Origin of the sequence: Mycobacterium sp. (genome assembly GCF_004298145.1) — a bacterium.
Taxonomy (GTDB): Bacteria; Actinomycetota; Actinomycetes; order Mycobacteriales; family Mycobacteriaceae; genus Mycobacterium.
In genome coordinates this window covers 37,699-64,491 of record NZ_SCRH01000046.1, presented here as the reverse complement: position 1 = coordinate 64,491, position 26,793 = coordinate 37,699, and the positions used below count along the sequence as shown (strand labels likewise).

The window sequence follows — 26,793 nt, the reverse complement described above, 5'->3', positions numbered from 1 at the left end:
TGGGACAGTTGGGCGTAAGAATCGGAGTAGAGATATGCGTGAAACAGTCATCGTCGAGGCCGTGCGCACCGCAGTGGGGAAGCGCAACGGCGCGCTTTCCGGCATGCATGCCGCCGACCTGTCCGCGGTCGTCCTCAACGAGCTCGTGGAACGCACCGGTATCAGCCCCGAGATCGTCGACGACGTGGTGTGGGGCTGTGTCTCCCAGGTGGGCGACCAGTCCAGCAACATCGGCCGCTACGCGGTGTTGGCCGCCGGTTGGCCGGAAAGCATCCCCGGGACCACCGTCAACCGCGCCTGCGGTTCCAGTCAGCAGGCGCTGGACTTCGCCGTGCAGGCGGTGATGTCAGGTCAGCAGGATGTCGTCGTGGCCGGCGGTGTCGAGGTCATGAGTCGCGTTCCACTCGGTTCGGCGCGCGCCTCCGGCATGCCGTATGGCCCGAAAGTGCTTGCGCGCTATGGTGATTTCTCCTTCAACCAGGGCCTGTCGGCGGAGATGATCGCCAAGAAGTGGGGCCTCTCCCGCACCCGGCTCGACGAATACAGCGTCGAGTCCCACGAGCGGGCCGCCGCGGCCCAGGACGGCGGCGCATTCATCGACCAGATCGTGCCGGTGTTCGTCGACGGAGCCGAGAACAGCGTCGTGGCCGCCGACGAGGGCGTGCGGCGCGGAAGCAGCGTGGAAAAGCTGGCCGCGCTCAAGCCGGCCTTCGCCGAGGACGGCGTGATCCATGCCGGTAATTCCTCGCAGATCTCCGACGGTGCCGCCGCGTTACTGGTGACCACCGCCGAGATGGCGGTCGAGCTGGGCCTGACCCCGATCGTGCGGTACCTGGCGGGCGCTGTCACCGGGGCCGATCCGGTGCTCATGCTCACCGGCCCCATCCCGGCCACCGAGAAGGTGCTGAACAAGGCGGGCGTCCCGCTTTCCGACGTGGGGGTGTTCGAGGTCAACGAGGCCTTCGCGCCGGTGCCGTTGGCGTGGCTGGCGGAGACCGGGGCGCACCCCGCTCGGATGAATCCGCTGGGCGGCGCCATCGCGCTGGGACACCCGCTGGGCGCCTCGGGCGCCGTGCTGATGACCCGCATGGTGCATCACATGCGCGACAACGGGATTCGTTACGGGTTGCAGACCATGTGCGAGGGCGGCGGCACCGCCAACGCGACGCTGGTCGAGCTCGTCGGCTAGCAGCGCTGCCCCTGGAAAAAACCACCGCCGGGTGACCCTTGTCACACCGGTCAAACTAACCTACTGTGTGTTCACTAGGTTGGTTCAGCCCGCCAATCGCACCAAAGGAGTCCGGTGGCCGTCGCACGGCGTTACGACACGCTTCTCGCCAAGGGTGAGGACCGCAAGCAGCGGATCCTCGAAGTCGCCCAACGACTCCTCACCCGCAATGGCTGGCGCAGCACGACGCTCGCCCAGATCGCCGGTGAAGCCGGGGTCACGCCCGCGGGGCTGCTGCATCACTTCGAATCGAAGGACCAGCTGCTGCACGCCGTGCTCGATGCCCGCGACCTCGATGACGACACCCATGCCGACCGGACCGGCGACCTTATCGACCAGATCACCCAGGTTGCCGACCGATTTCACCGGGCCCCCGAACTGGTGGGCACGTTCACGGTCCTGCTGGTCGAGAGCATCCTTCCCGAGGCTCCGCTGCACGACCGCATGCTGGCCAGGCATCGCGCCGCGACCGACATCGTCGCCGATCTGATCCGGCGCGGTCAGGCCGACGGCCGGTACCGCGAAGACATAGACCCCGCCGTCAAGGCAGTAGAAATCCTCGCCTTCGTCCACGGAATGGAAACCACATGGTTGCTCGATCCTTCGATACCGCTACCCGCGGTGTTCAAGCAGTACGCCGAGACACTGGCGCGGGACTTCGCGCCCCCGAAGAGACCCGGGACGACATGAGATACCGACTCGACGTCGTCGCCGCCACCGTCATCGACGTGGTGAGATTCGCCGGCGGCTGGATCTTCGACCGGTCGATGGCGGGGTGGGACGTCACCGTGCTTGTCGCGGACCACCCCGATGACCGGCCCCTGCAGATCGTCGGCGCCCAAGTGCTCGACCTCGAGGACGCCCTGACGTCGGCGCAACCGCGCCCCCGTCCGCAGGCGCTGGCGGCCGCGGCCGATCTGTTCGGCTGCGATCCGCGGGTGCGCCAGGGCGTGCTGCAGGCCCTCGATCACGGCGTCACCGAGGTCACGCTTTGGGGGGAGAACTGGCCCTCCGAACTCGATGACAGCGTCGGCCTGGTGCAACACCAGCTGAGCATGGCCGCGCGGACGTTCAAGGCCCAGGCCCTGGCGGCCGCCTCGAATGTCGGTGGGGCCCCGCACATCCCCGTGGGCCACGTCGAGACATTCCGGAGCGGGCTTTTGGCGTGGCCGTCGGTCGCTGCCGATCTGGTGCCCGCCAGCTGACCGGCGTGGCCGGAGGCGCGCCGCACGGCGAATGCCGTCCGGTCGATTTGCCGCCCGTTTCGGCGTTCGGGGCGGGACCCCGCGTTGACGACGACCACGCCCTATGGAAATGTAATACTCATCTGCGAGAGGCACGTTCTCACTAGCCGAGATTCAAGGAGCAGGAGATGGCGAACGAATTCTCCGAGTTGGACTTCTTCCGCGGCAGCGAGCTCATCGCCGACCCGTACCCCTACTACGAGGCGCTGCGCCAGCGGTGCCCCGTCACGCGGGAAAGCCACCACGACGTCACCATGATCACCGGGTGGGACGAGGCATGCGCGGTGCTCAACGACGCGGAGACGTGGTCGTCCTGCATCTCGGTGACCGGCCCGTTCCCCGGCTTTCCGGTGCCGCTCGAGGGTGACGATGTCACCGGGTTGATCGAGCAGTATCGCGACGAGCTGCCGTTCAGTGACCAGCTGCCCACGCTCGACCCGCCGACGCACACCAACCACCGCTCCCTGCTGATGCGGCTGATCACCCCGAAGCGCCTCAAGGAGAACGAGGACGCCATGTGGGCGCTCGCCGACCAGGCGCTCGACGACTTCCTGGCGCCCGGCCACGGCGAATGGATCAAGGGCTTCGCCGGGCCGTTCACGCTGCTGGTGATCGCCGACCTGCTGGGCGTGCCGATGGAAGATCGCGACAAGTTCGTCAAAGGCATCCGCGAGCACTCGGGTGGTGGCATCGGGGGCACCGGCAAGGAATCGCTGGCCCACAGCCCGCTGGAATTCCTCTACGGTCTTTTCTCCGACTACGTGGCCGACCGTCGCCGTGAGCCCCGCGACGACGTACTGACCGGTTTGGCCACCGCCACCTACCCCGACGGCTCCATGCCTGAGGCCGAAGACGTGGCGCGGGTCGCCAGCAACGTCTTCTCGGCGGGCCAGGAGACCACCGTGCGGCTGCTCGGTGCCGCGCTGCAGACCCTGGGGGAGCGCCCCGACATCCAGGCGCAGTTGCGCAAGGACCGCAGCCTGATTCCCAACTTCATCGAGGAGTCGCTGCGGCACGAGAGTCCGGTGAAGGGCGACTTCCGGATGAACCGGGTGCCCGTCAATGTCGGCGGTGTCGACCTGCCGGCGGGCACCACCGTGATGATTGTGCAGGCGGCGGCCAACCGTGATCCGCGCCGGTTCGAGGACCCCAGCACCTTTGATCCGGGCCGCAAGAACGCCCGCCAGCACATCTCGTTCGGGCGGGGCATCCACAGCTGCCCGGGCGCGCCGCTGGCACGAGCCGAAACCCGGGTCGCGATCGAGCGGCTGCTCGACCGCACGACCGACATCAGGATCGACGAGAACATGCACGGTCCGGCGAATGACCGCCGCTACCAATACGTTCCGACGTACATCCTGCGTGGCCTGACCGAATTGCACCTGGAGTTCACGCTGCCATGAAGGTCTGGGTCGACGACGAGCGGTGCTGCGGTCACGGCGTATGTACGATGCTGTGCCCGGAGGTGTTCAGCCTGACCGAGGATGGTTATTCGGTGGCGATAGACACCGATGTCCCAACGGAATTGGAGGCCGCTGTGCAAGAGGCCATCAAATGCTGTCCCGAGCAAGCGATCAGCGAGAAGTAACCAAACACTCAGGCGAGTAGGGAGATTCTTCAGTGGCTAAAGGATATGTCATCCTCACCGAAGCCATCAAAGACCCGGAGGGCATGAAGGCCTATGCCCAGGCCGCCGGATCAGCGATGAGCGGCGCCACCGTTCTCGCGGTGGACACGGCACCCAAAGTCATGGAAGGCGCCTGGCACGGCGACCAGACCGTCGTGCTGGAATTCGAGTCGGTGGATGCTGCGCGGGCGTGGTATGAGTCCGAGGGCTATCAAAAGGCGGCGAAACTGCGCCAGGCGGCGGCCGACTGCAATGCGGTCATTATCGCTGGGTTCTAAATACCTTCGGCGAGCAGCTGATCGCTATTCCTTGATCGACAGCGCCTGACGGGGGCATTGGCGAACGGCTTCGCGTACATCCTTCTCGGTCTCCGGCGTGATTTCCGGCTTGAGAATCCTCAGCACGTCATCTTCGCCGAGATCGAAGACCTCCGCGTTGATTCCCATGCATATCCCGTTTGCCTCGCACAGCCCAAGGTCGACTTCGACCCTCATCGCAGCACCTTGACGGGCACGTTCTTCCAGCCCGCGACGTTTTGCATGTTCACCCGTGTGCATCCGGCCCAGTCCACCTCGTAGCGCGGCATGAAGTCGAGCAACCTCTCCAGCGCGATCCTGCTTTCCATGCGGGCCAGTGCGGCACCGAGGCAGCTGTGAATCCCGTACCCGAGACCGAGGTGTTGTGCCTCGGTCTGGTCACGCTCGATGTCGAAGGTGTCGGCGTCGGTGAAGGCCTCCGGGTCGCGGTTCGCTGCGGCGCCGCACAGGAACACCGGTTTGCCTGCGGGAATCACGCCACCCGTGACGTGTGCCTCCTTGAGGGTGTAGCGGACGTTGTACTGCACCGGTCCCTCGTAGCGCAGCAGCTCTTCCACCGCCCCGGGGATCTTGTCGCGATCGTCCTGCAGCTTCTGCCACTGGTCGGGATGACGGGCGAAGATCACCGCCGCGTTGCCCATCAGCTTGGTGACGGTCTCGGCGCCCGCCCCGCCCAAAAGGGTGGCGAACCCGCAGATTTCGATGTCGTCGAGCTTGCGCAGTTGACCGTCTTCGCCCGGGATTTCGGCCGCGATCAGCCTGCTGATCATGTCGTCCTGCGGCTCCGCGCGCCGCTCCTGGACCAGTCCGAAGTAATACATCGCCGTGTCGATGTTGGCCTGCATGCCGGCTTCGCTGACCTCGATCTGCCCGGGTTCGTGATGCAGGCTGGTGTCGATCCAGTGGCGGACCTGCTGGCGGTATTCCTCCGGGACCCCGGCCATCCGGGTGATGACTTCCACCGGGAACGGCCCGGAGAAGTCCTGTACGACGTCGAAGTTGTCGGAGTCGACGGCGCCCAGGTACTTGTCGATCACCTCGATGACGGTCTCGCGCTGCGATTGAATCGCCCGGGGTGTGAACGCCTTGTTGAGCAGGCTGCGCATGTGGCGGTGCTCCGGCGGATCCATGAAGATGATCGACTTCTGCTCGGGGGCAATGCCCCGGCGCACCATGGCCAGGTCGCAACCGCGCGCCGAGGAATACGTCTCGAAGTCCTTGAACGCGGCCGAGACGTCGTCATGGCGGGTCAGCGCGTAGAAATCCTCTTTTTCGTCGTAATACAGCGGTGCTTCCTCGCGCATCTGCCGGTAGATGTCGAACGGGTTGTTGAAGTAGTCCTCGGAGTACGGATCGAAGACGACTTTCGGTTTTGTCACTGAATCCTCCTCAGCGGCGAGGTTGGGCTGAAACCTTTACAGCGGAGTCCCTGACTGTAACGCTAACGGTAATACCTTCGTGACGAACCGGAAAGACCAAAACGCTGGCATTTCAAACCAACTTCGCGACAGCCGGCTCAGACTCGAAGGTCTTGATGACGTCGCCCAGCGCGCCCAGGCCGCTGCCCAGTTCCGCGGCGATATCGCGGACGACGGCCACGTCTTTGCCGACGAAGTCGCCGGCGACCTCGATGAACGACGCGACGGACCCGCCTGCCGCGACGAGGTTCAGCACGCGGCTGGCCGCGCTGCCGTGTCCGAGTGCGCTCAGCAACGTCGATTCGGGCACGCCGAGCCGCTCGCCCAGCCGGATTGCCTCCGCGAGCAGTCCGATCTGTCCCGCGAAGAGGGCATTGTTGACCAGCTTCACCTTCTGGCCGGCACCGGTGGGCCCGACGTACAGGACCGGATCGGCGTAGCAGCCCAGCAGCGGCCGCACCCGGTCAACCGCCGCCTCGGCACCGCCCACGAACAGCGTGAGCCGGCCGGCCGCGATGTCGTGCGGGCCCCCGCTGACCGCGGCGTCGACGACGTCGACGTGGCGGGCGCGCGCGGCGATGGCCTCGATGGTGTTCGGACTCGCGGTGGTGTGCACCACCAGCACCGAACCCGACGACATGCTCGTCAGCAAACCGTCGTCCAGGCATACCTGGCGCACCTGCTCGTCGGTGAACACACAGAGCACCACCGCGTCGGCGTGCGTGCTGGCGTCCGCCGCTTCGTCGACGACCCGCGCGCCCAGTTTCTTGAGTTCGCGGGCCTTTTCGGCGGTGCGGCCCAAGACTTGGACGTCGTGACCGTCCGCGACCAGACGACTCACCATGGGGCGGCCCATCCGCCCCGCGCCGACGAACCCGACCCTCACCTGAGCCTCATCGAGGATTGCCCATGAGGGCCAGTGCCGCGTCGGCCGCCTCGAGCACGGCGCCGCCGTCGGCCCCGGCCTGGTCGGCGAGGTCGACTACCAGCCGGACGTCCTTCTGCAGCAGCCCCCCGGCGACACCGGCAAGCCGATCCAGCCCGCCGATACCGCCAAGGGCATTGAGCGCAAAGCTATTTCCACTGCTGCGTGACACGACCTCGGTGAGACGCTCCGGGGTGATGCCGAGCGCATCCGCCAGTGACAGGGCAGTGGCCGCCGTGGCGAGGTTGGCGGTGAACAGCAAGTTGTTGAGCAGCTTGGTGGTCTGCCCGGTGCCGAGCTCGCCGAGATGAACCACCGGATCGGCATACGTTTCGAAGACAGGGCGGCAGCGTTCGACGGCGTCGGTGTCGCCGCCGACCATCACCAGCAGGCGGCCTTCCGCCGCCGCGCCGCCGCCCCCGCTCACCGGCGCATCGACGATCGAAACACCGACGGCCCCAGCCCGCTTCGCGAGTTCTCGGCACGTGTCGGGGTGCACCGTGCTGTGCACCGCGATGACGCCGCCGGGCTTCATCGCCGACAGCAGTCCGTTTTCGCCGCCGGTGAGTTCGTCGATGTCGGCGTCGCCGACGACGCAGAGGCAGACCAGGTCACTGGCCGCGGCGAGTTCGGCCGGCGAACCGGCGATCTTCGCCGGGGTGTCGGCGAACGCCTCGAGGGCCGCGGGCCTGCGGGCCCACAGCGTGGTGGGGTAGCCACCCTCGACGATCCGCCGGGCCATGGGCCCGCCCTGACTGCCCAACCCGATGAATCCGACGCGCATCAACCGGCCTCCAAATCGGTGTCGTCAGCCGGCGAGCGTGACACCACGGTCACGTTCGGGTCCGAAAGTGACTGTGCCGTCACGTTCGACGAGTCGGGCGACTGCGAGCGGGCGCCCACACAATCGTCCGCGAACGACAGAACCTTGGCGTGGTAGGCGGGCGCCGTGTGACCGAGGCTGATGTTATGTCCCGCGTCGGGCTGTCGATGAACGGTGAACCGCGGGGTTCCGGAGAACAGCGCCGCGATCTCACCCATCGCCGAAGTGTCGTTCTGCCAGACCTTTTCGTGTTCGGCGATGCTGAACTGCACCGGCACCCGCACGGCAGGGGCAAGCGCCGGGAAATCTTGACGCGCCCAGTTCGACACCATCTGGTCCTCGTAGGACGGGGCGGTCGGGGAGACCGTCGCGCCGTTGAGAACCTCGGGCGGATACAGGCTTTCCGGTTGCCACAACAGCTCACGCAATCCGGTGGGACGATGCTCGCGCGTCGCCGCCTTCAGGATGTCGCGGGCCGCCGGGTGATAGTGCCGGCCGGTCCCCGCCAATTCGATGCCCAGCAGATCCGCGCCGCGCTCGTCGGCCGCCATCCGCATGACGAGTTCACAGCCGCCCGAATGGCCCATCAGAAACAGCCCGGCACCGCGTGGCTTCTGCCCGAGGATGCGATCCACCGCCCCGTACGCGAGATTGACTCGCTGCTCGGGCTCGGCCATCGCCTCCGGATAGGGAGCCGAACTGCCATAGCCCGGCCGGTCGAGCGCGATGACGGTGAATCCCGCTGCGGCGCCGGTGCGTAACAGTGAGGACGACGGGTGGCCCGGGCAATCGAAATAGACGGCGGTGGTGCCTCCGCCGTGGATGGCCACGATGACGGCTTTGGGATCGTCGGGGTTCTCGGGTTCGGCGACAACCGCCGACATCGGCACGCCGTCCACGATGACGAGCCTCGGTCGCGGCTGTGCGGTGCTCATTATGCGTCGGCCCGCAGCAGGATCACGCCGCTGGGAGTGAGGCCGCCGCTGCTGACGACACCGACGCGGGCGTCGGCGACTTGCCGGTCGCCGGCCTCGCCGCGCAGCTGCGTGACGGCTTCATGCAGCAGACCCATGCCGTGGGTGCGTCCGTGCGAGAGCTGGCCGCCGTGTGTGTTGAGCGGCAGCTGCCCGTCGCGGGCAATGTTCTTGCCGCCGTCCAGGAATTCCTTGGCCTCACCGATACCGCAGAATCCGAGCGCCTCGATCCACGACAGGCAATTCATGGTGAACCCGTCGTACAGCTCGGCGACATCGACGTCCGCGGGTCGTAGCGAGGTACGCGTCCACACATGCGCCGCTTGCCCGAGCACCTGCGGCTCGTGGGTGAGAGTGCTTTGGTCCCAGTCGATTCGCTCGATAATCTGCGTTCCCACCGCCTCCACCAGCACCGGCGGCTTCGCCAGATCGCGGGCGGCGTCGGCGGCGGAGACGATGACGGCGATCGCCCCGTCACACGGCACGTCGCAGTCATAGAGGCCGAAGGGCGTGGTGATCGGCCGCGCACCGAGGTAGTCCGCCATCGTCATCGGAGACCGGTAGACCGCGGTGGGGTTGAGCTCGGCGTTGGCTCGTTGGTTCAACGCGATCCAGCCCAGCGTCTCCTTGGTGGTGCCGTACCGGTGAAAGTGCCGCTGCGCGTTCATCGCCAGCGTGTGCGCCGCCGACGTGGCGCCAAAAGGCATCTGCCACCCCGACATTCGGCCCATCGACGGGGCGATCTTGCCCTGCTTCATCAGCTCGCCGTGGGTGGCCTCCCACAGCGTCCGGAAGCACAGCACGTGACGCGCCAACCCGCAGGCGACCGCGAGCATCGCGGCGATCACCGAACCGCCCGGGCCGAACGTCTCCATGGCGCCGTTGTGCCACGTCGGCCGGATGCCCAGCGCGGCCTCGAGAGCGGTCACCCCACCCTCCCCGAAGCCGCCGACATTGATCGCGCCGGGGTAGGTGGACAGGCCGTCGATGTCGGCGAACGTCAGCCCGGCGTCGGCGACGGCTGCCTCGCATGCCTGCACCGTCAGCGCCAGCGGCAGCTGCATCAGGCGGCGCCCGATCGGCGACATGCCGATCCCGGTGAGCGCGACCTTGTCCTCGAACTTCTCCGTGGTCAGCATCGGCCGGACGTATTCACCGAACCGCTCGGGCGCGATGTCGTCGACCGGCAATTGACCGGGCTCGGCGTCGGGGAGGGGCCGAAACAGCGGAAACCACACGTCTTCGGCCTGCTCGAAGACGACCTCGACCTGTTGGCCGAGTTCGAGCTGATCGGGATCGCATTCCACGATGTTGGTGGTCAGCCGAACCCGGGGGTCTTCATCGATCGCGACCTGGGCGACCACATACGGCGCCGGCAACCCGGGCAGGCTGAATCGATGGTTGATGGTGAATCCGGCGAGGGTCGCCCTGCCCGAGACGGCCCGCACACCGATATCGCGGGACCGGCAGTAGCGGCAGACCGGCGCGGGCGGATGGATCAGCGATTCGCAGCTTTTGCATTCCTGTAAGCGCAGCTTCCCGTCGGCGCCCGAAGTCCAGAAGAACTCGTTGTCCTCGGTGATCAGGGGCAGTGGGCGTCCGGATGCTGACACGTCACCTCCGGCAGTAGGACGGCCCTGGTTGCAATTTGGTAGGCCCGTTATACGAATCGGAGAATTACGTTATCACTCCCCAGCAGGCGCAATCCAGACGGATTCGGCAGTGCTCGTCCCGCACGGCAGGCGGGGTGGGACGCCCGCCCGTCCCGTCACAGCGGGACCCAGACATAGCCCACATACACGCCCCACTGGTTGACGCCGGCGCGCCACATCGGATCCTGCGGTGCCCACGACGGCCGTGGCGGAGGCGGCGGCACATCCTGCGATGCAAATGACGGCGCGTATGGCGGCGGGGGCGTGTACCACGCCGGCGGCGCGGGAGGCGGTTCGCACGAAAAGGTCGTCTCATTCCACGACATGTTGGGATCGCACTCCGCCGAACTGACTCCCGGGGTGGCGATCACCGCGACCGACAGCGCCACGAAGGTCACCGCAATGACGGTGATCAGACGACGAACAAGGCGCCTCATGGTGGGCCTCCCATTGGGGCCATCCTGGCTTGGGTGGCTTCAGCCTATTCCGTTCATACCGCCATGACCACGGGAAAAACCTCTGGCGGCGACACAGCACCGAACCGGCCTCCGGTGACATCTGCTTCCGGCCGGGCGCTATGCTGCCAACCGGGATATCAAGTACTTCACATTGGGAGGGCTTGTTGCTCGAGGCGGAGAAGGTCCTGATCACCGGGGCGACGGGCAAGATCGCCTTTCCCATGGCGCGCGCCCTGGCCGCAACGGGAAACGAGGTGTGGGGCGCCGCGCGCCTGACAGATCCCGCGGCCCGGGAAAAACTCGTCGCCGCCGGCATCAAACCCGTCGCACTGGACGTCGCCGCCGGCGACTTCTCCGGCCTCCCCGACGATTTCACCTACGTCTTTCACGCGGCGGTGGACCCGGGCGCGGACGACTGGAGCCGCTGTGTCGAAACAAACGCGCAGATGTCGGGCGAATTGCTGCACCACTGCCGCGCCGCCAAGGGTTTCGTGCTCTGCTCCACCGGATCGATCTACGCCCACCAGGGGCAGCGGCCGTTGACCGAGGCCGATCCGCCCGGGGTGCCGCTGCGCGCCAACTACAGCTTCTCCAAGGTCGCCGCGGAGGCGGTGTGCACCTGGATCGCCCGGCATTTTCACATTCCGCTGACCATCATCCGGATCTGTTCGACGTATGGGCCCCAGGGAGGCGCGCCCGCTGATCGTCTCGATGCGATGCTGGTGGGCAAGCCGATTCGGCTGCATCCCGACGGGCCGAACAACTACAACCCGATCTACGAAGACGACTACGTGGAACTCGGGATCCGCGCCATGGAAGTGGCCGCGACGCCGCCGGTCGTGGTGAATTGGGCCGGCAGCGAAACGGTCAGTGTCGAGGATTACTGCACCTTCATGGGTGAGTTGACCGGCGTCGAGCCGATCTTCGAATACACGCCCGACGCGCACACGCCGTTGTGGCCGGACGTCACGCACATGCACGAGGTGCTCGGCCGCACCAAGGTGCCCTGGCGCGAGGGCTTCCGGCGCATGATTGCGGCCCGCCACCCCGAAATAACGCTGCCCCAACCCGATTCGACGCGAGCCTGAGGACGTACGCGCGATGCATCTACCCGGCACACCATCGGACGAGGTCCCCGAGGTCCTTGCCACCGGCAACGGCGGGATCACCACCCTGTTCGTGTCCATGGCGACTCGCCACCCCGACGGGAAGGACGCCGAGTACCTGCGCTGGCACACCCTCGACCACCGGCCGGAGCAACACCGCCTGGCCGCGGTGCGTGCCTCGTTGCGACTGGTGTCCACGCCGGCCTGCCGCTCCGCGCGTGCGCTCGGCGACGGGCCGTTGGACGCGGTCGACCACGTGATGACCTACTTCTTCGCCGACACGGCCGGACTTCACGATTTCAACGAATTGTCCACCGCGCTCGGCAACGCCGGTCGCAAGCTTCCGTTGCTGCCGCCGGTGGAGCGCGGCGTGTACGACGTCCAGAGCAAAGCGGCGGCGCCGGCGATCAAGGCCGGATCCGACGTCCTGCCCTGGTTGCCCGCGCGGGGAGTGTTCCTGTTGGTCGAACGGGGATCCGCAGCGGTGAACCCGCTGCTCGAAGTCGACGGTGTTACCGGTGTCTGGTCCGCGCTATCGCGCCGGGTCGACGCCAAACTGGCCAGTGCCCAAGGGAACCAGTCGATCACGTATTGCTTCCTGGATGACGACCCGGTCGCCACCGCGCAACGGCTGCGGCCGGTGCTGGCCGCCCGCTGGGCCGAGACCGGCGTCGAACCCTTGTTTGCCGCACCGTTTTTCACGGTGGTGCCGTACGAATGGGATCGGTATGTCCCTTAGCAAGTGGAGACGAGGGGCCGCATGCGCATCGGCTTGATGGTTGGCTCCGACAAGGAGCGCTCGCGTGCTGACCGGCTGGCCGGGCTGATCGACGACGGTGCCGCGGCCGAAAGGGATGGTTTCACCGCGTTCTGGATGCCCCAGGTTCCCGGCTACCTCGACGCGATGACCGCCGTGACGCTGATCGGGCGGGCAACCGATCGCATCGAAATCGGGACGGCGGTCGTTCCGATTCAGACGCGCCATCCGATGGCCATGGCCCAACAAGCCTTGACCACGCAGATCGCGTGCGGCGGCCGGTTCACGCTCGGCGTCGGGCCATCGCATCATTGGATCGTCAACTCTCAACTGGGATTGCCCTACGACCGCCCGGCGCGCTTGATGAGCGACTACCTCGAGGTGCTGGCGGCGTCGTTCGCCGGGCCGGGCAGCGTCGATATCGACAACGAAAGCTATTGCGTCCATTCGCCGGTGGATGTCACGGATGCATTCGACGTTCCCATCTTGTTGTCGGCGTTGGGGCCGGCGATGCTGCGACTCGCGGGCGAGCGGGCCGGCGGCACTGTTCTCTGGATGGCGGACGAGAGGGCGATCGGTGACCACGTCGTACCGCGCATCACCGCGGCGGCTACCGCGGCCGGGCGGCCCGCGCCACGGATCGTCGCCGGCGTTCCCGTCGCGCTGTGCTCCGACAACGAGATAGGCGATGCCCGCGCCTACGCCAGCGAGGTGCTCGGGCATGCGGACTTCTCGCCGAACTATGTGCGCCTGCTGGAGCACGGCGACGCCGAGGACGTCGGCGACACGATGGCGGCCGGCGATGAGTCGGCCGTCCTGGCGCGGCTGCGCCGCTACCGTGATGCGGGCGTTACCGATTTGGCGGCGCGAATTGTGCCATTGGGAAAGGACGTTGGCGAACGGGCGAAATTGCGACGCCGGACCCAGGAGTTCCTGGCGTCCGTGTGCTCCGCCTTGTGATCAGCGCGACGGCAGGCCGAGGACCCGCTGGGCGATGATGTTGCGCTGGATCTCCGACGTGCCGCCCGCGATCGTGCCCGCGTAGCTGCTGATGTAGCGGGCGAACCAGCCGGCGGTGAAAAGGTCGGGGGCGTAAGGGTTGTACGGGGCCGTCAGCGCCTTGTCGCGCAGCCCGTCGACCCCGGCCGCGTCCAGCGCGTGCCGCAGCGCGCTCTGTTCGGCTTCCGAACCGAAGACCTTCAGGACGGACAAAGCGGCGACGTCGACGTCGCCGCGGGCCGCCCGCCCCAGCGCGGCCGAGCCGAGCAGCCGCAGCGCGCAGTAGTCCATCACGATGGTGGCGTAGTGGTCCGCGTTCACCGCGTCGGCCGGCCGGTAGTCCTCGAGCAGCTGCTCGAGCCGGTTCGCGAAGGCCATCCACATCAGGGTGCGTTCGTGGCCCAGCGAACCGTTGGCGACCCGCCACCCACCGTTGAGCGGACCGACCAGGTTGTCCGCGGGTACCCGGACATCGTTGAAGAACACCTCGTTGAAGTCCAGCTCGTCGCGGTCGTAGACGGATGCGAAGGGGCGACGCACCACCCCCGGGGTATCGGTCGGGATTAGCAGCGCGCTGATCCCCTTGTGCCTGGGGGCATCTGGGTCGGTGCGAACGAAGGTCAGGATGACGTCGGCGTCATGGGCGCCCGAGGTCCATACCTTCTGCCCGTTGACCACGAACTGATCACCCACCAACTCGGCCTTCGTCCGCAGCCCGGCCAAATCGGAGCCGGCTCCGGGTTCACTCATGCCCAACGACGCGGTCTTATCCGCCCGCAGAATCGGGACGGCCCAGCGCCGCTTCTGCTCCTCGGTCCCGAAGGACAGCAGCGACGCCGCGATGATGCCGACGCCTTGGGGATTGAAGCAGTGATAGATCCGGCGCCGCGAGAGCTCTTCGCGGTGCACGAATTGCTGCAGGATATTGGCGTTGCGGCCGCCGAATTCCGGTGGGCTTCCCGGCAACAGCCAACCGTGGTCGAATTGGACCCGCTGCCAGCGGCGCGACCATTCGGGCACGTGCGACGTCGACGAAGGCCGTTCCACGGCCTGTGCCCCCGTCGGCAGATGTTCGGCGAGAAAGGCGACGAACTCCGCGCGGAAGGATTCGACCTCGGCGTCGAAGGTGAGTTGCATGGACTTAAGTGTCGGACTCGCAGGGGTTCACCGCGTGAAGCCCCACTCGGCCTCGTTCTCTTCGGTTTTGAGGTTCTCGGCCGGATCCTCGGCGTCGGTGAGTGGCGGCGCAGCGGCGCGGGAGGTGCGATCACCGATTTCGGTGATGGCGTGCACCGGGCAGTCCAGGAGCGCCCGCATGACCGCATCGCGGTCCGCCTCCGCCACCGTGCCGTCCCCGATGAGGGACGCGTACCCCCAGTCATCCAGCGAGAAGTAACCCGGCGCGTGTTTGGCGCAAATACCGAAGCCGTCGCAAACGGTGCGGTCCAGCCGGATTTTCATGTGTGACTCACCGCCTCCGCCTCGTAGGGACGGTCGGCGCGGAATGCGCCGCGGGTGCAATCCGGGCAAGCGCCGTTGAGGTGCACACCGACTTCGTCCGGGAACTGATCGAGCAGGCTGGCGGCCACATTGGTGGCGGCATCGAGGGTCGCGCAGGCCCCACGTCCGCGCAGCACCACCGACCAGCGGCGCAACCGCTCGACATCGTCTGTCGTCGCCGTGCCGTCACGCAGGGCGCCGCCGACCGCAGCCATCGCCGCCGTCCCGTTGAAGCACGATCCGCACTGGCCGGCGTTTTCGCGGTCAAAGTAGGCGAGCACCGAGGCCGCCACCGCCACGGGGCAGTCCTCGGTGATGACCGAAATCGCGCCGCAGCCCAGGCCGCTGCCGACACGTCGCATCGTCTCGTGGTCCAGGGTTGTCTCCAGCACAGCGCGGTTGAGCAGGCCGGCGAAATAGCCGCCCATCAGCGCGCCCCGCACCTGGTCGGCCGGAACACCGTGCAGGGCAAGCAATTCGGTGAACGGCAAGCCGTGGGGAAGCTCGTAGAGTACCGGTGGCCGCCCCGCGCCGGTGATGGTGGCAAGGAAGGTGCCCGGCGACAGCGATGTGCCCTGCGCGCGAAACGCCGCCGAGCCGTGGCGCTGCAGGTAGGGCAGGTTGGCCAAGGTCTCGACATTGCTCACCAAGGTGGGTCGCTCATCGACACCCGCCTCGAATGGGCGCGGCGGCTTGTCCGTTGGCTTGGCCGGGCCGCCGTTGATCGCGCGGACGGCGGCGGTCTCCTCGCCGGCCACGTAGCCGGCCGGCACCGTCAACATGGCGGTCGTCACGCCGAGTGTGTCGGGATCCAGCTCGCCAAGCGCGGTTTCGACGCTGTGCGCCGATTCCGGGTCCGACACATAGATGTAGGCACGGTCGGCGGCAACGATCGTCGCGGCCAATCGCAGTCCGTCCAGGACCAGGTGGGGGCGGTTGCGCAGCAGCCAGCGGTCCTTGATCGACGCCGGCTCCCCCTCTTCGCCATTCGCGACGACGACGGGGCGACCGATGTCCGCCATCAGGCGTCCGTTATCGCGCACCGTGCGCAGCTTCACCGCGAGCGGAAAGGCCGCTCCGCCGCGGCCGACCAACCCGCCGGATTCGACTTCGCTCAGCAACGCATCGGCATCGGTGAGTGGGTGATAGCCACCGAGCTGTCGATACGACGCGAGGTCTTCGCGTGTTTGACCGGACCGCTCGGACAGCAGCCGCGGTGTGCCCCCGGCGGGGATGGCGGTGATGGTTGCGGACCGGGTGGTGTTCAAAGCTGGCCTGCCATCGTCTTAGTTAGTCTTGCAGACATGCGAACTGCGGTGGTGCGTGTCAACGTCGACCCGGAAAGCGGGCTCACGCCCGCGCAATTACGTGACGGCATGGCAGCTCTCCACAAGCTCGCGGCCGCGGCCGGCGCCGACGTGGTCAAAAACGACCTCGCCACCATGCCGGTTCGCCGCCGCGAGGTTGAACTGCTGATTGCGGCCGAGGACGGTAACACGGCCCAAACCACCGCAATCGATCTGTGCGCCAACGCGTTCAGTACCACCCCAGCCCCGGGTGTGATCACGTTTGTCAGCCGCGGGACCGACGACGACGCGCGTGGTGTGCTGTCCGCGTTCGGGCTGACCGGTGACATCGACCGGATGCCCGACGATGACGGTTTCGACATCGTGTACGTGACGCTGCGAGAAGAGGACCTCGAACGCATCCCGGAGAGCCGGGTGCACACAGCGCTGGAGTCGTCGCTCAACTGCGAGGTCCACATTCGCACCAGGTAGGAATCTCAAAATACGACGTAGCGCCATTACGAACCCAGGAATTCGAGGATCGCGGGCGCCGCCTGCACCCACGTGTCGAACATGTTGAAATGCTGCACCCTGCCCGCGGCGCGGTCTTCGGCCGCGCGCTCCCAGGCGTCCTCGGGCCAGGGAGGATCAATGAGCTTTGACCCCTTGATCAAGCAACTGACCTCCAGCGACGTGCGCTTAGGGTGATCCATGTCGTTCTCGCCGCCACGAATGATCAACGTGGGAACCTTGATTCGGTCGAACATCTCGTCCTCGACGCCCGGAATCGTCTGTCCCGGCTTGGAAACGAATGCGCCCAGCCAGCGCAGCATGACCTTGAGGAACTCGTCGGAGTCGAAGTCGAGGAACCGCTGCTTGTTGTCCGGGTTTTCCTCGATGCGCTCGCGCCATTCCTGGATCTTGACCACGCCGTCCATTCCGGTACCTCGCACCGCGAGAATGCTGGGGACGATGTAGAAGGAGCCGAGCACGAAGGTGCCGTAGATGCCGCCGACGATGTTCCACACCACGAGCTTGGTGACCATCTCGGGGTAGAGGATCGTGGTCAGCATGGAATCCCTTGCCCCGCCGGAGCCTCCGGCGAGAATGCAGCGCTCGAAGCCCAGACCCGTCACCAGCTTGTGCAGCGTCTCGGCGCGCATGTGGGACTCGCTCTGCCCGTAGAACTGCACGTCCGAGGCGCCGCAATTGGGCCGGTCCCACAGGAGCACCCGATAGCCACCGGCGGCCAGGGCTTCGGCCAGCGGGCGTAGGCCGGGAATCTCCATGCTGAACCGCCCCCCCGGCGTCAGGGCAATGAGATCGCCGGAGTCACCGAGGATTTCGTAGACGACATTTCCCCCGTTGATCTCGATTGAAGGCACCCGATTCTCCTGTAGTTAGGCCTGTACCAACACGTCGTTGCCGACGACACGCACCGGGTAGGTGCGGATACTCCATTCGGGCTTGACCGCGGTGGTGCCGGTCGCCAGCTCGAAACCCCATTGGTGCCAAGGGCAGTAGATGAATTCCAGGTCGCGGACCATGATCGCGTCACCCGGAGCGGTCTCGTCGACGATCGTGCGTCCCCGGGTTCGTCCCGAACACAACGGCCCGCCCTGGTGGGGGCAGTAATTTGCGATGGCGTAGAACGTGCCGTTGACGTTGTAGACGCCGACGCCGTGACGTCCAATCGGCACCAGTTTGTGTGTGCCCGGCGGGATTTCGTCCACCGTGGCGACGACATGCTCGCGGCCCTGGGCGAGACGGGGCTCGGGGCGCCGCGTGGTTGCCCCTTCTTCGCTGGTCGTCAATTCAGAGCACCCGGGTCTGACCCTCGAGAACCGGAACGGTTTCGGGCAGGTGGTAAGTCGCGATGCCGTTTTTGTACATCACCGCGTCGCGGGCCGCCTTGGGGAGGTGCTTGACCAACCAGCGGGGGTCATCGAACGTCCAGTGCGGGTAGTCCGAGGAGAAGAGCAGGATCTTCTCGCACTCCATCCATTCCAGCGCGCGGCGTAGCTCGGTCTTGTCTTCGGGGTAGTCCAGCGGCTGCGTGGTGAACTTGATGTGGTCCTTGACGTATTCGGAGGGCTTGCGTTTGATGTCGACCCACGACTTGCGTGCTTCGTAGATCGAGTCCATGCGCCACATCAGCGGCAGGATCCAGCTGAACGCGTGCTCGACGAAGACGATCCGCAGCGTCGGGAACCGGTCGAAGACGCCGTCGAAGATCAGGCTCATCACCTGGTTGGCGGCGAGCAGCGAGTAGGTCACCATGAAGTCGTGGTTGTAGCTGGGGAATCCCACCGGCGGGATGGGTAGCTCATCGAACTGGCTGCGCGACAGGTGGCAGCTCACGGTGATGTCGTGTTTGGTGGCGGCCGCCCAGATCGGGTCGTATTTGGGATTGCCCCATGATGGCCGCGGTTCGGCCTTGATCAGAATCTGCGCCATGTAGGGATGTCCGGCCCAACGCTCGATCTCGCGCACGGACGCTTCGGGATCTTCGATGGCGGCGCAAATCGAGCCGCGCCACCGCGCGTGCCAGTTGTTGTGGCTGTCCAGCCAGTGATTGGCCTGCCAGTCGTTCAACGCGCTCGACATCGCGTGCTGCGCTTCAGGAATGCGCGCCGGGTAGGCCGCCGGTTCCAGGATCGCGATGTCCGAGCCGGCCTCCATGATCAGTTGGCGAAACGCCATGTCCGGGTCGCTGCAAGGGAACTCGCCGTTGGCGGGGAAGGAGTCCACCCGCATCGCGTAGGAGTGCGCGTAGTCCGGAGCGTCGTAGTAGATCTGCTCACCCACGTTGCGAGTGAGGAAGTACTTGCTGCGCCAGGGCTCGGGGATGTACGGGAGGAGCTCTCCGCGCTTGGGTGCCGGGTGGACGTCCGAGTCGACGCACCGGACGGCTATGCGCTCGGCGGCGGGAAGCCGCTCCTGAGAATGGGTCAACGTCATCTGAAACTCCTCAGTCTCACGTCTTACTTCTACTGTGCGCCCACCCCGGCGGGGATGTCTATGCCGTAGAGCTGCGCCGCGTTGCGCCAGCACAACTTCTCGCGCTGCTCGGCGGACAGCGCGCTGGGCAGCTTGGTGATGTCGCCGCACTGCCAGTGCGGATAGCTGGACCCGAACATCACCATGTCGTCTTTACCGGTGAAGCCGAACCATTCGCCGGCGAACTCGGTGTCGCCGGGGCCGTCGAGGCTGCCCTGAACGAAATACACGTGTCCGGGCAGGTAATCGCTGGGGATCCGCGGGGACCACGGGGTCTGCTCCAGGTGCGGCCGGCCGAAGGTGTCCATCCGCCAGATGAACGGCGTCACGAAGTCGGCGGCGCCATCGCCCCACACGAACTTGAGGCCGTCGAACCGCTCGAAAACTCCCTCGGCGATCATGTTCATCAGGTGATACAGGTAGTTCAGCGCCATGAAGCTGACGTACTGCTCGTAAGTGCGGGTATTCCCCGACGGCGTCGGCGGAAACGCGATGCCCGACCCGACCTCGATGTGCGCGGCAACGGGCAGGCCGGCGTCGACCGCGGCTTCCCAGATCGGCCAGAACTGCGGTTTGCCGTACAGCTCGCGGGATTGCAGCGGGACGCCGATCTGAACCACGCGCGGATGGGAACGCCATCTCTCGATCTCGCGCAGCGCGCCAGGGATGTCGTCGGGGTTGACCCGGATGGTGCCGCGGAAGCGGTCGCCGAACTGGCTGGATTCCAGCCAGTTCGACACCATCATTTCGTTGTGCGCGGCGTGCAGCGCGGTGCCCAGGTGCCGGTCCGGCATGATGCCGCGGGCCATCGGATGCAGGACGGCCACGTCCACCCCGCGTTTCGTAAACAGTTCAGTGGCAACGAATTCCGGATCCGATCCGGGGTACTGACGGTCCGGGCCCTCGGTGTTGGGCGCGTACTCGCCGCCGGGCGCGCCGTACCAGTCCATCTCGTAATCGGGGAAGCCGCGGCTCTTGAACGGCTCGCGCAGGGTGTTCCGCAGCGCTTTGTTGGACGGGAAGAAGATGTGCACGCTCGCGTCGATCAGCGGTGTGCTTGTCCCGTCAGCGTGTTCGATCACGAGAGCCACCCTTCGGCTCCGGCGGCCAAAGTGGGCCGTGCGACGTCATGTGAATAGCCAATCTAACATTTTCCTGAGCGGTCAATCAATGGGTTTTCGGTAAGCGTTTCGTTTATTCATTACCGCTGGTAACGGGCATTTTGTGGGCTTCTAGGTAAGTATCGTTCTTCAATCTGGATAATACCATTCTCCGGGTTGGTGAGGGGTCGGATCCGCCATCGCTTTACGCCATGACGTCCGAACATGACGTCCGACAATGGCGATCGAACATGACGCCCGGCATGGCGGTCGGCGCGGCGGGTCAGGCGAGGGACGGGCCCACCGTGACTCCGGCGGCCCTCTCGAACGGCTTGATCACCGTCGTGAAATCGGAATCGGGCCCTTCATCGCGCGCCACGGCCTCCCACAGCCGGGCGATCGTCTCGGCAACCTCGGCGGGCGCGCCCAGCGCCTTCGCCTCCTCGAGATACAGGCGCACATCTTTGACCATCAGACCGGTGGCAAAGCCGTAATCGAAGGTGCGCGGCAGAATCGCGCGGGGAAACTTGTCGCGGCTTGCGCTCGTCGCGCCCGACCCCGCGTTGAGTACCTCGATCATCACGCCGGGGTCGAGCCCGGCTTTGACTCCCATGACGACCACTTCGGCCGTTGCGGCCAGGACGTTGGCCGCCAAGATGTTGTTGGCCAGCTTCATCGTTTGTGCCGAGCCGGGTTTGTCCCCGACGTACAGGGGCCGGCCGAGGGCTTCGAGCGCCGTTCGTATGACGTCGAATTCGCTGCGTGGACCCGACACCATGAGTGCCAGCGTCCCCTTCTCGGCCCCGCCGACGCCGCCGCTGACCGGGCTGTCGATCCTCACGATGTTGTGCTCGGCAAGAAGGCCATGGATCTGCATCGCCATTTGCCTGCCGACAGTGGACAAGTCGACATAGCGCTTAATCCGTGCGCCTTCGATGACGCCTGCCGCGCCGGTCGCCACCTCGAGGGACACGCCCGGCGTGGGAAGGCTGGCCAGCACCGTTTCGGCGCCATCGGCAACCTCTTTGGGCGACGACGCGGGGCGGGCCCCCAGGGCGACGATGCGCTCGAGTGCCGAGCTGCGCGTATCGAAGGCAACGACCTCGTGCTCTTCTTGAATAAGGCGGCGTGCCATGGGAAAGCCCATATTTCCCAACCCGATGAACCCGACCTCCATGACGAACTCCTGATCCCGATGGTGGCGACCCGCTGCGCCCGGCTGCGCCGCGCTGGCGGTCACCACTGATCTCGATGGTCGCGACCCGCTGCGCCCGGCTGCGCCGCGCTAGCGATCGCCACTGATCCCGATGGTGGCGACCCGCTGCGCCCGGCTGCGCCGCGCTGGCGGTCACCACTAGTCCCGATCCAGTTCGGCGAACGCCTCGCGCGCGATGCGAAAGCTGTCGACCGCGGCGGGCACGCCGCCGTAAATGGCCACCTGTAGCAAGATCTCGCGGATTTCCTCACGGGTGACACCGTTGGTCAGCGCCGCTTTGACGTGCGTCCGTAATTCGTTGGGCCGATTGAGCACCGAGATCATCGCCAGGTTGAGCATGCTGCGGGTCTTGCGCGGCAGCTCCTCGCGGCCCCACACTGCACCCCAGCAGTACTCGGTGACGAGGTCCTGCAGGGGCCCGGTGAAGTCATCCGCATCGGCCAGTGCACGGTCGACGTACTCCGCACCCAGCACCTCGGAGCGAATTTGCAGCCCCCGCTGGTAGGTTTCGCGATCCAATGCCTTCCTCCTCCACTCCGGGTGCGGCGGCCCCGATGTCGCCGGGGCGCGCCGCTGAGTTCCGATTGCCTGAGCGCAGTCTTGCACCGCCCGATATCCGCGAGGTCTACAGTCGAGGTTCACATGGACCTGCCCGCTCGCCTGCCCGTTCCCGGCAAAGACTGCTGGAACTTCACAACCACCCAATTCGCTTGTGATGACCAGGAATACGAGCGGGGCGCGCTAGACGTTGAGGAGAGGCGATGACCGGAGCAAGCGCTGACGTCTGGAAAGTGATGTCGACGGCCCGAACGATCCGGCGCTTCAGCGACGAGCCGGTGGACGACGCGATCCTGGCGCGCTGCCTCGAGGCGGCGCGGTGGGCCCCGTCGGGCGCCAATGCCCAAGGCTGGCGTTTCGTGGTGCTGCGGTCGCCCGAGCAGCGGGCCGTGGTGGCCAAGGCCGCCGCCCACGCGCTGGAGGTGATCGAGCCGGTCTACGGAATGAGCCGGCCCGCCGGCGACGACAACAGCCGTCGCGCCCGGACGTACCGCGCGACATACGAATTGCACGACCGCGCCGGTGAATTCACGTCGGTGTTGTTCGCGCAGGCCCATTACCCGACGGCGTCGGAACTGCTGCTCGGCGGGTCGATCTTTCCCGCCATGCAGAACTTTCTGCTGGCCGCCCGCGCGCAGGGGCTCGGCGCCTGTATGACCAGCTGGGCCTCCTATGGCGGTGAACGACTGCTGCGCGACGCGGTCGGTATACCCGAGGGCTGGATGGTCGCCGGCCACATCGTGGTCGGGTGGCCCAAGGGCAAGCACGGGCCGCTGCGCCGCCGTCCGCTGACCGAGTTCGTGAACCTCGACCGCTGGGATGGTGCGCCCGACGGGCTGTTGACCAGCGGCTAACTTGCGGAAGCAATTCGGCTCGTCGCGGACCGTTCCGGTGACCCCATGCCCGAATTCCGAGATTATTACTTCCACAAGCGAGAATGATATTCTCGCCGTGACAGTCAGGACGAGAGGCGGCGCGGATGCTGTTGGAATTCGATGCTGATCAGCGGCTGTGGCAGGACACGGTGCGCGATGCCGTGACCAAGCAGTGCCCGCCTTCGCTAGTGCGCAGCGTGGCGGAGGAGGGTGTCGACCCGAGCCCGCTGTGGAAGTCCTACGTGGATCAGGGTTGGACCGAGCTGAGCGACCCGGAGAGCACGGTCGAGCTCGCCATCGTTCTCGAAGAGCTGGGCCGCGCGACCGACCCCACACCGTTCCTGGCGACGATGAGCCAGTTCGCGCCGCTGGTGGCGGACCGCTTCGACCCGCACGAGTCGGGCACGGCCGTCTACGGCGGGGTATCGGCACACCGTGACGCCGAGGGCTGGGTGCTGGACGGCACGGCGCGCCATGTACTCGACGGCGATCGCGTCGAGAACCTGGCGGTGGTGACCGACGCGGGCGTGTTCATCGCCGCGTCCAGCCAGGTGTCGGCCCGCCGCTCGGCCGTCTTCGACCCGGTCCTGCACGTGGCCGACCTGTCGTTCAGCGGGGTCCGGGTGCCCGACAGCGCCCGGCTGGCCGTCGACCACGAGCGCGCGCACCACATCGCGTTGACGGGCATGGCAATCACCATGGTCGGCGCCTGCCAACGGATCCTCGACCTGGTGCTCGAGCACGTGGGTAGCCGCCAACAGTTCGGTGTACCGATCGGCTCGTTCCAGGCCGTCCAGCACAAGGCCGCCGACATGCACGTCGCGGTGCAACGGGCGCGGGCGTTGGCGTACTTCGCCGCGTTGACGATCGCGGCCGACGATCCCCGTCGCCGGCTGGCGGCCGCGATGGCCAAGGCATCGGCGGGGGAGTGCCAGTCGCTGGTCTTTCGCCACGGCTTACAGCTGCACGGCGCAATGGGATTCACGTGGGAGAACGACCTGCAGTTCCCGCTCAAGCGTGCCAAAGCGGGCGAACTCATGCTGGGCGGCGCGGCAGAGCATCGAGCGCGGATCGCTGAGGAGTACCGTGCAGCTGACTTTTGATCCCGACGTCGAGGCGTTCCGGGCCGAGTTTTCGGCGTTCCTGGACGAAAACCTCCCTCCCGCAAGCGAAACCTTGGAGCGCCCGCGATCGGTTTCGCACATGCCCCAGTGGGCGCGTCGTTGGCAACGGCTCCTCTTCGACAACGGATGGTTGCTGCCCAGCCAGCCGCCGGAATACGGCGGCCGCAACGCGACGGTGCTGCAGCAGTTCGTTTACCTGGAGGAACTGAGCCGCCGCCGCATCTACCACAGCTTCAACCCGCAGGGCGTGAATATCGTTGCGGCGTCACTGTTGTCGTTCGGCAGCGATGAGCAGAAGCAACGTTGGGCCGTGCCCGTCCTGCGTGCCGAGATCACGGCGTCGCTGGGGATGAGCGAACCCAGCGCCGGTTCCGACCTGGCGTCGCTGCGCACCCGCGCGGTGCTTGACGGCGATCACTTCGTCGTCAACGGGCAGAAGGTGTGGACCTCCGGGGCGCACGACGCCGACTTCTTGTTGACCTTCGTGCGGACGGATCCAGATGCCCCCAAGCACAAGGGGATTAGCGCGCTGGTGATCCCTACCGACAGCCCCGGTGTCGTTCGCCGGCCCTTCCCGTCGATCTGCTCCATCGACGATACGGACTTCAACGAGGTGTTCTTCACCGACGTGCGGGTGCCGGCGGAAAACCTGGTCGGTGAGCTCAACCAGGGATGGCTGGTGGCCAACGGGTCGCTGGGCCACGAGCGCACCATGATGTGGCTGGGTTTCGCGGACCGCCTCGAGAACATGATCGACGATTTCCATCCCGGCACCGACGTCGAGCGTGACCAGTACGCCACGACGATCATGGACAGACAGGCGCTGCGCCTGCTGGGTTCGGCGGCCCTGGCGCGTGCCGCCCGCGGCGAAGACGACGTGGCCGCGATCTCTGTCCTCAAGCTGCTCGGTTCCGAAGCGGAGTTGCGCGGGATGGAGCTGGCGCTGACCTCCGCGGGAGCCGACGGGCTCATTCATCCGCGTCAGACCGGGCCGTATGCACATATGAACCTCGACCACTACTTCGCCAGCTGGTTCGAGCGCTTTGCCCGCAGCTTCTCCGGCACCATTGCCGGCGGCACCTCCGAGATTCAGCGCAACATCATCGCCCAGCGGGTGCTGGGGCTCCCGCGCGGGTAGCGCGCAGTCAGAGCATCCGCCCAGAGAAATTGCCGGGCAACGGGATCCGGGCCACGTCGGGAGTGTTCAGCTGGCCGGCCAGCCACGGCAACGCGGTGGCGAAGGCCACCCCGGCGGTCGGCCAGTCGTGTTTTCCGCCGCGGTCGACCACCGCGCAGTCGATGCCGTTCGCCCGGCCGAGCGCGCACAGGGAGGCCGCGGCCGCGGCCTGGTTGGTCGACGAACCACCCGACGCGATCGCGAACCAACCGGAGACCCCGGTGTAGTGGCCATGGCGGTTGATCACCGTCGTCGGATCGAAGGCCGCCCACGCGTCGGCATTGCCGCCGAACAGATCGGCGATCGTCTGTTGCTTGGTTCCCGTGTTAGGGGTCAAGTCACCCTCGATGTCGACAAACGCGCTGAACACGGTGGGGTGCATGACGGTCAGGTTCACCGCGCACGTCCCGCCCATCGACCAGCCGACGCTGCCCCAGCGGGACGGGTCAGGATTGACTCCGAAGTTCGAGACCATGTAGGGCACAACGTCTTTGGTGAGATGGTCGGCGGCGTTGCCCCGGCTTCCGTTGACGCATTCGGTGTCATTGTCGAAGGCCCCACCCGGGTCCACGAACACCAGCACCGGCGCGTTGCCGCCGTGCGCGGCGGCGAAGGCGTCGATGGTGTCCACCGCATTGCCGGCGCGCACCCAGTCGGCGGGGGTATTGACCACGCCGCCGATCATCATCACCGTCGGCAGCTTCGGCGGCGGATAGCTCGCAAACCATGCCGGCGGCAGGTACACGAGTTCCTCGCGGTGCTTGAAATGCGACGCGTCGGCGGGGATCGCCACCGGCACAAGGCTGCCGTGGGGCGGCTTGGTGCCCTTCGCCGCCAGCGTGATGACGGTCGCCCTGTCGGTCTGGTCGGGCAGCGGACCGGAGGTGAAATGATTCCACGCACTTTGCACCGTCTGGAAATAGCCGATCCACTGGTTGAGCACCAGCAGCGAGCAGAGCAGACACAGCGGCACGGCCAGGATCGACAGGCCACGCCGCCACCAACGCGCACCGCGCCAACCCAGGATCAGGATCGCCGTGGCCGTAGCGCCCAACACGATCCACACATACAGCGCGCGCGGCGCCGATTCGGCGGCCCCGGCGATGTACCAGTGCGCCGCCGTCCCCGCCGCACCGCCCACGACGGCCGCCGCCGGCAGCCATAACAGGCGCCAACGACGGGAACGCCAACCCGCGGCCAGCCCCAACGTGATCCCGGTGACGACCTGGACCACCACCGGTACCCAGCCGTGCATCAGCGATATGTGGTTGCTCAGCATGGCCATCCCTCCTCTCAGCTGCTGGCGATCCAGTGAGGGAAGGATTAACTGCCGACCTCGACGAATTCTTGGCGAATTCTTGGGCGGTCGGATGGCCCGCACGCTGGGGCTGAAGCCACGGTGGCCGCCGGCGTGTCGTCACCGCCAGGT

30 protein-coding genes are annotated in these 26,793 nt (G+C 66.5%); 13 read left to right on the top strand and 17 right to left on the bottom strand.

Annotated features, from left to right (window positions below):
• Positions 1-34: 34 nt before the first annotated feature.
• From EPN51_RS19010 to EPN51_RS18985, 6 genes are all read left to right on the top strand, one after another.
• Positions 35-1,189 carry a thiolase family protein gene (locus EPN51_RS19010; protein WP_293045376.1) on the top strand — a complete coding sequence of 385 codons (1,155 nt, stop codon included), beginning with the start codon at positions 35-37 and terminating at the stop codon, positions 1,187-1,189.
• A gap of 114 nt (positions 1,190-1,303) precedes the next feature.
• A complete protein-coding gene (locus EPN51_RS19005; protein ID WP_293045373.1) occupies positions 1,304-1,918 on the top strand; it encodes a TetR/AcrR family transcriptional regulator in 615 nt (204 codons plus the stop codon).
• Positions 1,915-2,433 carry a hypothetical protein gene (locus EPN51_RS19000; RefSeq protein ID WP_293045372.1) on the top strand — a complete coding sequence of 173 codons (519 nt, stop codon included), beginning with the start codon at positions 1,915-1,917 and terminating at the stop codon, positions 2,431-2,433. Before EPN51_RS19005 ends, EPN51_RS19000 begins: the two co-directional genes overlap by 4 nt.
• A gap of 167 nt (positions 2,434-2,600) precedes the next feature.
• Entirely contained in the window at positions 2,601-3,875 is a 1,275-nt protein-coding gene (locus tag EPN51_RS18995) for a cytochrome P450 (protein WP_293045369.1), read from the top strand.
• A complete protein-coding gene (locus EPN51_RS18990; protein WP_293045367.1) occupies positions 3,872-4,060 on the top strand; it encodes a ferredoxin in 189 nt (62 codons plus the stop codon). The genes EPN51_RS18995 and EPN51_RS18990 overlap by 4 nt, the downstream gene beginning before the upstream one ends.
• A gap of 32 nt (positions 4,061-4,092) precedes the next feature.
• On the top strand, positions 4,093-4,377 hold the full coding sequence (locus EPN51_RS18985) for a DUF1330 domain-containing protein (RefSeq protein ID WP_293045364.1): 285 nt from the start codon (positions 4,093-4,095) through the stop codon (positions 4,375-4,377).
• A gap of 24 nt (positions 4,378-4,401) precedes the next feature.
• Here EPN51_RS18985 and EPN51_RS18980 read toward each other — a convergent pair whose 3' ends face one another.
• The 7 genes from EPN51_RS18980 to EPN51_RS18950 all read right to left on the bottom strand — a co-directional run bounded on the left by EPN51_RS18980 (position 4,402) and on the right by EPN51_RS18950 (position 10,645).
• Positions 4,402-4,593 carry a ferredoxin gene (locus tag EPN51_RS18980; RefSeq protein ID WP_293045362.1) on the bottom strand — a complete coding sequence of 64 codons (192 nt, stop codon included), beginning with the start codon at positions 4,591-4,593 and terminating at the stop codon, positions 4,402-4,404.
• A complete protein-coding gene (locus EPN51_RS18975; RefSeq protein WP_293045360.1) occupies positions 4,590-5,795 on the bottom strand; it encodes a cytochrome P450 in 1,206 nt (401 codons plus the stop codon). Before EPN51_RS18975 ends, EPN51_RS18980 begins: the two co-directional genes overlap by 4 nt.
• Positions 5,796-5,907: 112 nt before the next feature.
• The gene (locus EPN51_RS18970) at positions 5,908-6,720 is read right to left on the bottom strand and encodes an NAD(P)-dependent oxidoreductase (protein ID WP_293045358.1); all 813 of its coding nucleotides are present in this window, start codon (positions 6,718-6,720) and stop codon (positions 5,908-5,910) included.
• A 7-nt stretch (positions 6,721-6,727) separates the two neighbouring features.
• Entirely contained in the window at positions 6,728-7,543 is an 816-nt protein-coding gene (locus tag EPN51_RS18965) for an NAD(P)-dependent oxidoreductase (protein ID WP_293045356.1), read from the bottom strand.
• Positions 7,543-8,517: an alpha/beta hydrolase gene (locus tag EPN51_RS18960; RefSeq protein ID WP_293045353.1), complete on the bottom strand. Its 975-nt coding sequence runs from the start codon at positions 8,515-8,517 to the stop codon at positions 7,543-7,545. The genes EPN51_RS18965 and EPN51_RS18960 overlap by 1 nt, the downstream gene beginning before the upstream one ends.
• Positions 8,517-10,169 carry an OB-fold domain-containing protein gene (locus tag EPN51_RS18955; RefSeq protein ID WP_293045351.1) on the bottom strand — a complete coding sequence of 551 codons (1,653 nt, stop codon included), beginning with the start codon at positions 10,167-10,169 and terminating at the stop codon, positions 8,517-8,519. The genes EPN51_RS18960 and EPN51_RS18955 overlap by 1 nt, the downstream gene beginning before the upstream one ends.
• A gap of 155 nt (positions 10,170-10,324) precedes the next feature.
• Positions 10,325-10,645 carry a hypothetical protein gene (locus tag EPN51_RS18950; RefSeq protein WP_293045348.1) on the bottom strand — a complete coding sequence of 107 codons (321 nt, stop codon included), beginning with the start codon at positions 10,643-10,645 and terminating at the stop codon, positions 10,325-10,327.
• 185 nt (positions 10,646-10,830) lie between these two features.
• Here EPN51_RS18950 and EPN51_RS18945 point away from each other — a divergent pair, with 185 nt between their 5' ends.
• The 3 genes from EPN51_RS18945 to EPN51_RS18935 are packed head-to-tail and all read left to right on the top strand — an operon-like array spanning position 10,831 to position 13,489.
• Entirely contained in the window at positions 10,831-11,754 is a 924-nt protein-coding gene (locus EPN51_RS18945; protein WP_293045346.1) for an NAD(P)-dependent oxidoreductase, read from the top strand.
• Between the two features lie 13 nt (positions 11,755-11,767).
• Positions 11,768-12,511 carry a hypothetical protein gene (locus EPN51_RS18940; protein ID WP_293045344.1) on the top strand — a complete coding sequence of 248 codons (744 nt, stop codon included), beginning with the start codon at positions 11,768-11,770 and terminating at the stop codon, positions 12,509-12,511.
• A 21-nt stretch (positions 12,512-12,532) separates the two neighbouring features.
• On the top strand, positions 12,533-13,489 hold the full coding sequence (locus EPN51_RS18935; protein ID WP_293045342.1) for an LLM class F420-dependent oxidoreductase: 957 nt from the start codon (positions 12,533-12,535) through the stop codon (positions 13,487-13,489).
• Here EPN51_RS18935 and EPN51_RS18930 read toward each other — a convergent pair whose 3' ends face one another.
• From EPN51_RS18930 to EPN51_RS18920, 3 genes are read right to left on the bottom strand one after another with little or no spacing between them, the layout of a single operon-like run.
• Positions 13,490-14,665, bottom strand: a complete 1,176-nt coding sequence (locus tag EPN51_RS18930; RefSeq protein ID WP_293045340.1) for an acyl-CoA dehydrogenase family protein — start codon at positions 14,663-14,665, stop codon at positions 13,490-13,492.
• 27 nt (positions 14,666-14,692) lie between these two features.
• The gene (locus tag EPN51_RS18925; RefSeq protein WP_293045338.1) at positions 14,693-14,989 is read right to left on the bottom strand and encodes a ferredoxin; all 297 of its coding nucleotides are present in this window, start codon (positions 14,987-14,989) and stop codon (positions 14,693-14,695) included.
• Positions 14,986-16,296, bottom strand: a complete 1,311-nt coding sequence (locus EPN51_RS18920; protein WP_293045336.1) for an NADH-ubiquinone oxidoreductase-F iron-sulfur binding region domain-containing protein — start codon at positions 16,294-16,296, stop codon at positions 14,986-14,988. Before EPN51_RS18920 ends, EPN51_RS18925 begins: the two co-directional genes overlap by 4 nt.
• 36 nt (positions 16,297-16,332) lie before the next feature.
• On the opposite strand from EPN51_RS18920, the gene EPN51_RS18915 reads away from it, so the two are divergent.
• Entirely contained in the window at positions 16,333-16,806 is a 474-nt protein-coding gene (locus EPN51_RS18915) for a hypothetical protein (protein ID WP_293045335.1), read from the top strand.
• Positions 16,807-16,832: 26 nt separating this feature from the next.
• Here EPN51_RS18915 and EPN51_RS18910 read toward each other — a convergent pair whose 3' ends face one another.
• The 6 genes from EPN51_RS18910 to EPN51_RS18885 form a co-directional block, all read right to left on the bottom strand.
• On the bottom strand, positions 16,833-17,699 hold the full coding sequence (locus EPN51_RS18910) for an alpha/beta hydrolase (RefSeq protein ID WP_293045333.1): 867 nt from the start codon (positions 17,697-17,699) through the stop codon (positions 16,833-16,835).
• A 15-nt stretch (positions 17,700-17,714) separates the two neighbouring features.
• Positions 17,715-18,128 (bottom strand): Rieske (2Fe-2S) protein, encoded by a 414-nt coding sequence (locus tag EPN51_RS18905; protein WP_293045330.1) that lies wholly within the window; start codon positions 18,126-18,128, stop codon positions 17,715-17,717.
• A 1-nt stretch (position 18,129) separates the two neighbouring features.
• Complete coding sequence (locus tag EPN51_RS18900; RefSeq protein WP_293045327.1) at positions 18,130-19,275, bottom strand: amidohydrolase family protein; 1,146 nt, start codon at positions 19,273-19,275, stop codon at positions 18,130-18,132.
• A gap of 29 nt (positions 19,276-19,304) precedes the next feature.
• A complete protein-coding gene (locus EPN51_RS18895; RefSeq protein WP_293045324.1) occupies positions 19,305-20,396 on the bottom strand; it encodes an amidohydrolase family protein in 1,092 nt (363 codons plus the stop codon).
• 301 nt (positions 20,397-20,697) lie between these two features.
• A complete protein-coding gene (locus tag EPN51_RS18890; RefSeq protein ID WP_293045746.1) occupies positions 20,698-21,591 on the bottom strand; it encodes an NAD(P)-dependent oxidoreductase in 894 nt (297 codons plus the stop codon).
• Between the two features lie 177 nt (positions 21,592-21,768).
• On the bottom strand, positions 21,769-22,149 hold the full coding sequence (locus EPN51_RS18885; protein ID WP_293045322.1) for a carboxymuconolactone decarboxylase family protein: 381 nt from the start codon (positions 22,147-22,149) through the stop codon (positions 21,769-21,771).
• Between the two features lie 242 nt (positions 22,150-22,391).
• Between EPN51_RS18885 and EPN51_RS18880 the strand changes: the two genes are divergently transcribed.
• The 3 genes from EPN51_RS18880 (at position 22,392) to EPN51_RS18870 (ending at position 25,325) form a co-directional block, all read left to right on the top strand.
• Positions 22,392-23,042, top strand: a complete 651-nt coding sequence (locus tag EPN51_RS18880; protein WP_293045319.1) for a nitroreductase family protein — start codon at positions 22,392-22,394, stop codon at positions 23,040-23,042.
• A gap of 125 nt (positions 23,043-23,167) precedes the next feature.
• Complete coding sequence (locus EPN51_RS18875) at positions 23,168-24,166, top strand: acyl-CoA dehydrogenase family protein (RefSeq protein ID WP_293045316.1); 999 nt, start codon at positions 23,168-23,170, stop codon at positions 24,164-24,166.
• Positions 24,150-25,325: an acyl-CoA dehydrogenase family protein gene (locus EPN51_RS18870; RefSeq protein WP_293045314.1), complete on the top strand. Its 1,176-nt coding sequence runs from the start codon at positions 24,150-24,152 to the stop codon at positions 25,323-25,325. The genes EPN51_RS18875 and EPN51_RS18870 overlap by 17 nt, the downstream gene beginning before the upstream one ends.
• Positions 25,326-25,332: 7 nt before the next feature.
• Here the strand turns inward: EPN51_RS18870 and EPN51_RS18865 are convergent, their stop codons facing one another.
• The gene (locus EPN51_RS18865; RefSeq protein ID WP_293045312.1) at positions 25,333-26,643 is read right to left on the bottom strand and encodes an alpha/beta hydrolase-fold protein; all 1,311 of its coding nucleotides are present in this window, start codon (positions 26,641-26,643) and stop codon (positions 25,333-25,335) included.
• Positions 26,644-26,793 lie beyond the last annotated feature (150 nt).

Coding starts and splice junctions, on each gene's coding strand:
- EPN51_RS18965 (WP_293045356.1), bottom strand. CDS start 7,543: ATGCGCGTCGGATTCATCGGGTTGGGCAGTCAGGGCGGGCCCATGGCC.
- EPN51_RS18960 (WP_293045353.1), bottom strand. CDS start 8,517: ATGAGCACCGCACAGCCGCGACCGAGGCTCGTCATCGTGGACGGCGTG.
- EPN51_RS18950 (WP_293045348.1), bottom strand. CDS start 10,645: ATGAGGCGCCTTGTTCGTCGTCTGATCACCGTCATTGCGGTGACCTTC.
- EPN51_RS18990 (WP_293045367.1), top strand. CDS start 3,872: ATGAAGGTCTGGGTCGACGACGAGCGGTGCTGCGGTCACGGCGTATGT.
- EPN51_RS18935 (WP_293045342.1), top strand. CDS start 12,533: ATGCGCATCGGCTTGATGGTTGGCTCCGACAAGGAGCGCTCGCGTGCT.
- EPN51_RS18995 (WP_293045369.1), top strand. CDS start 2,601: ATGGCGAACGAATTCTCCGAGTTGGACTTCTTCCGCGGCAGCGAGCTC.
- EPN51_RS18925 (WP_293045338.1), bottom strand. CDS start 14,989: ATGAAAATCCGGCTGGACCGCACCGTTTGCGACGGCTTCGGTATTTGC.
- EPN51_RS18980 (WP_293045362.1), bottom strand. CDS start 4,593: ATGAGGGTCGAAGTCGACCTTGGGCTGTGCGAGGCAAACGGGATATGC.
- EPN51_RS18875 (WP_293045316.1), top strand. CDS start 23,168: ATGCTGTTGGAATTCGATGCTGATCAGCGGCTGTGGCAGGACACGGTG.
- EPN51_RS18930 (WP_293045340.1), bottom strand. CDS start 14,665: ATGCAACTCACCTTCGACGCCGAGGTCGAATCCTTCCGCGCGGAGTTC.
- EPN51_RS18880 (WP_293045319.1), top strand. CDS start 22,392: ATGACCGGAGCAAGCGCTGACGTCTGGAAAGTGATGTCGACGGCCCGA.
- EPN51_RS18900 (WP_293045327.1), bottom strand. CDS start 19,275: ATGACGTTGACCCATTCTCAGGAGCGGCTTCCCGCCGCCGAGCGCATA.
- EPN51_RS19010 (WP_293045376.1), top strand. CDS start 35: ATGCGTGAAACAGTCATCGTCGAGGCCGTGCGCACCGCAGTGGGGAAG.
- EPN51_RS18940 (WP_293045344.1), top strand. CDS start 11,768: ATGCATCTACCCGGCACACCATCGGACGAGGTCCCCGAGGTCCTTGCC.
- EPN51_RS18865 (WP_293045312.1), bottom strand. CDS start 26,643: ATGCTGAGCAACCACATATCGCTGATGCACGGCTGGGTACCGGTGGTG.
- EPN51_RS19000 (WP_293045372.1), top strand. CDS start 1,915: ATGAGATACCGACTCGACGTCGTCGCCGCCACCGTCATCGACGTGGTG.
- EPN51_RS18890 (WP_293045746.1), bottom strand. CDS start 21,591: ATGGAGGTCGGGTTCATCGGGTTGGGAAATATGGGCTTTCCCATGGCA.
- EPN51_RS18915 (WP_293045335.1), top strand. CDS start 16,333: ATGCGAACTGCGGTGGTGCGTGTCAACGTCGACCCGGAAAGCGGGCTC.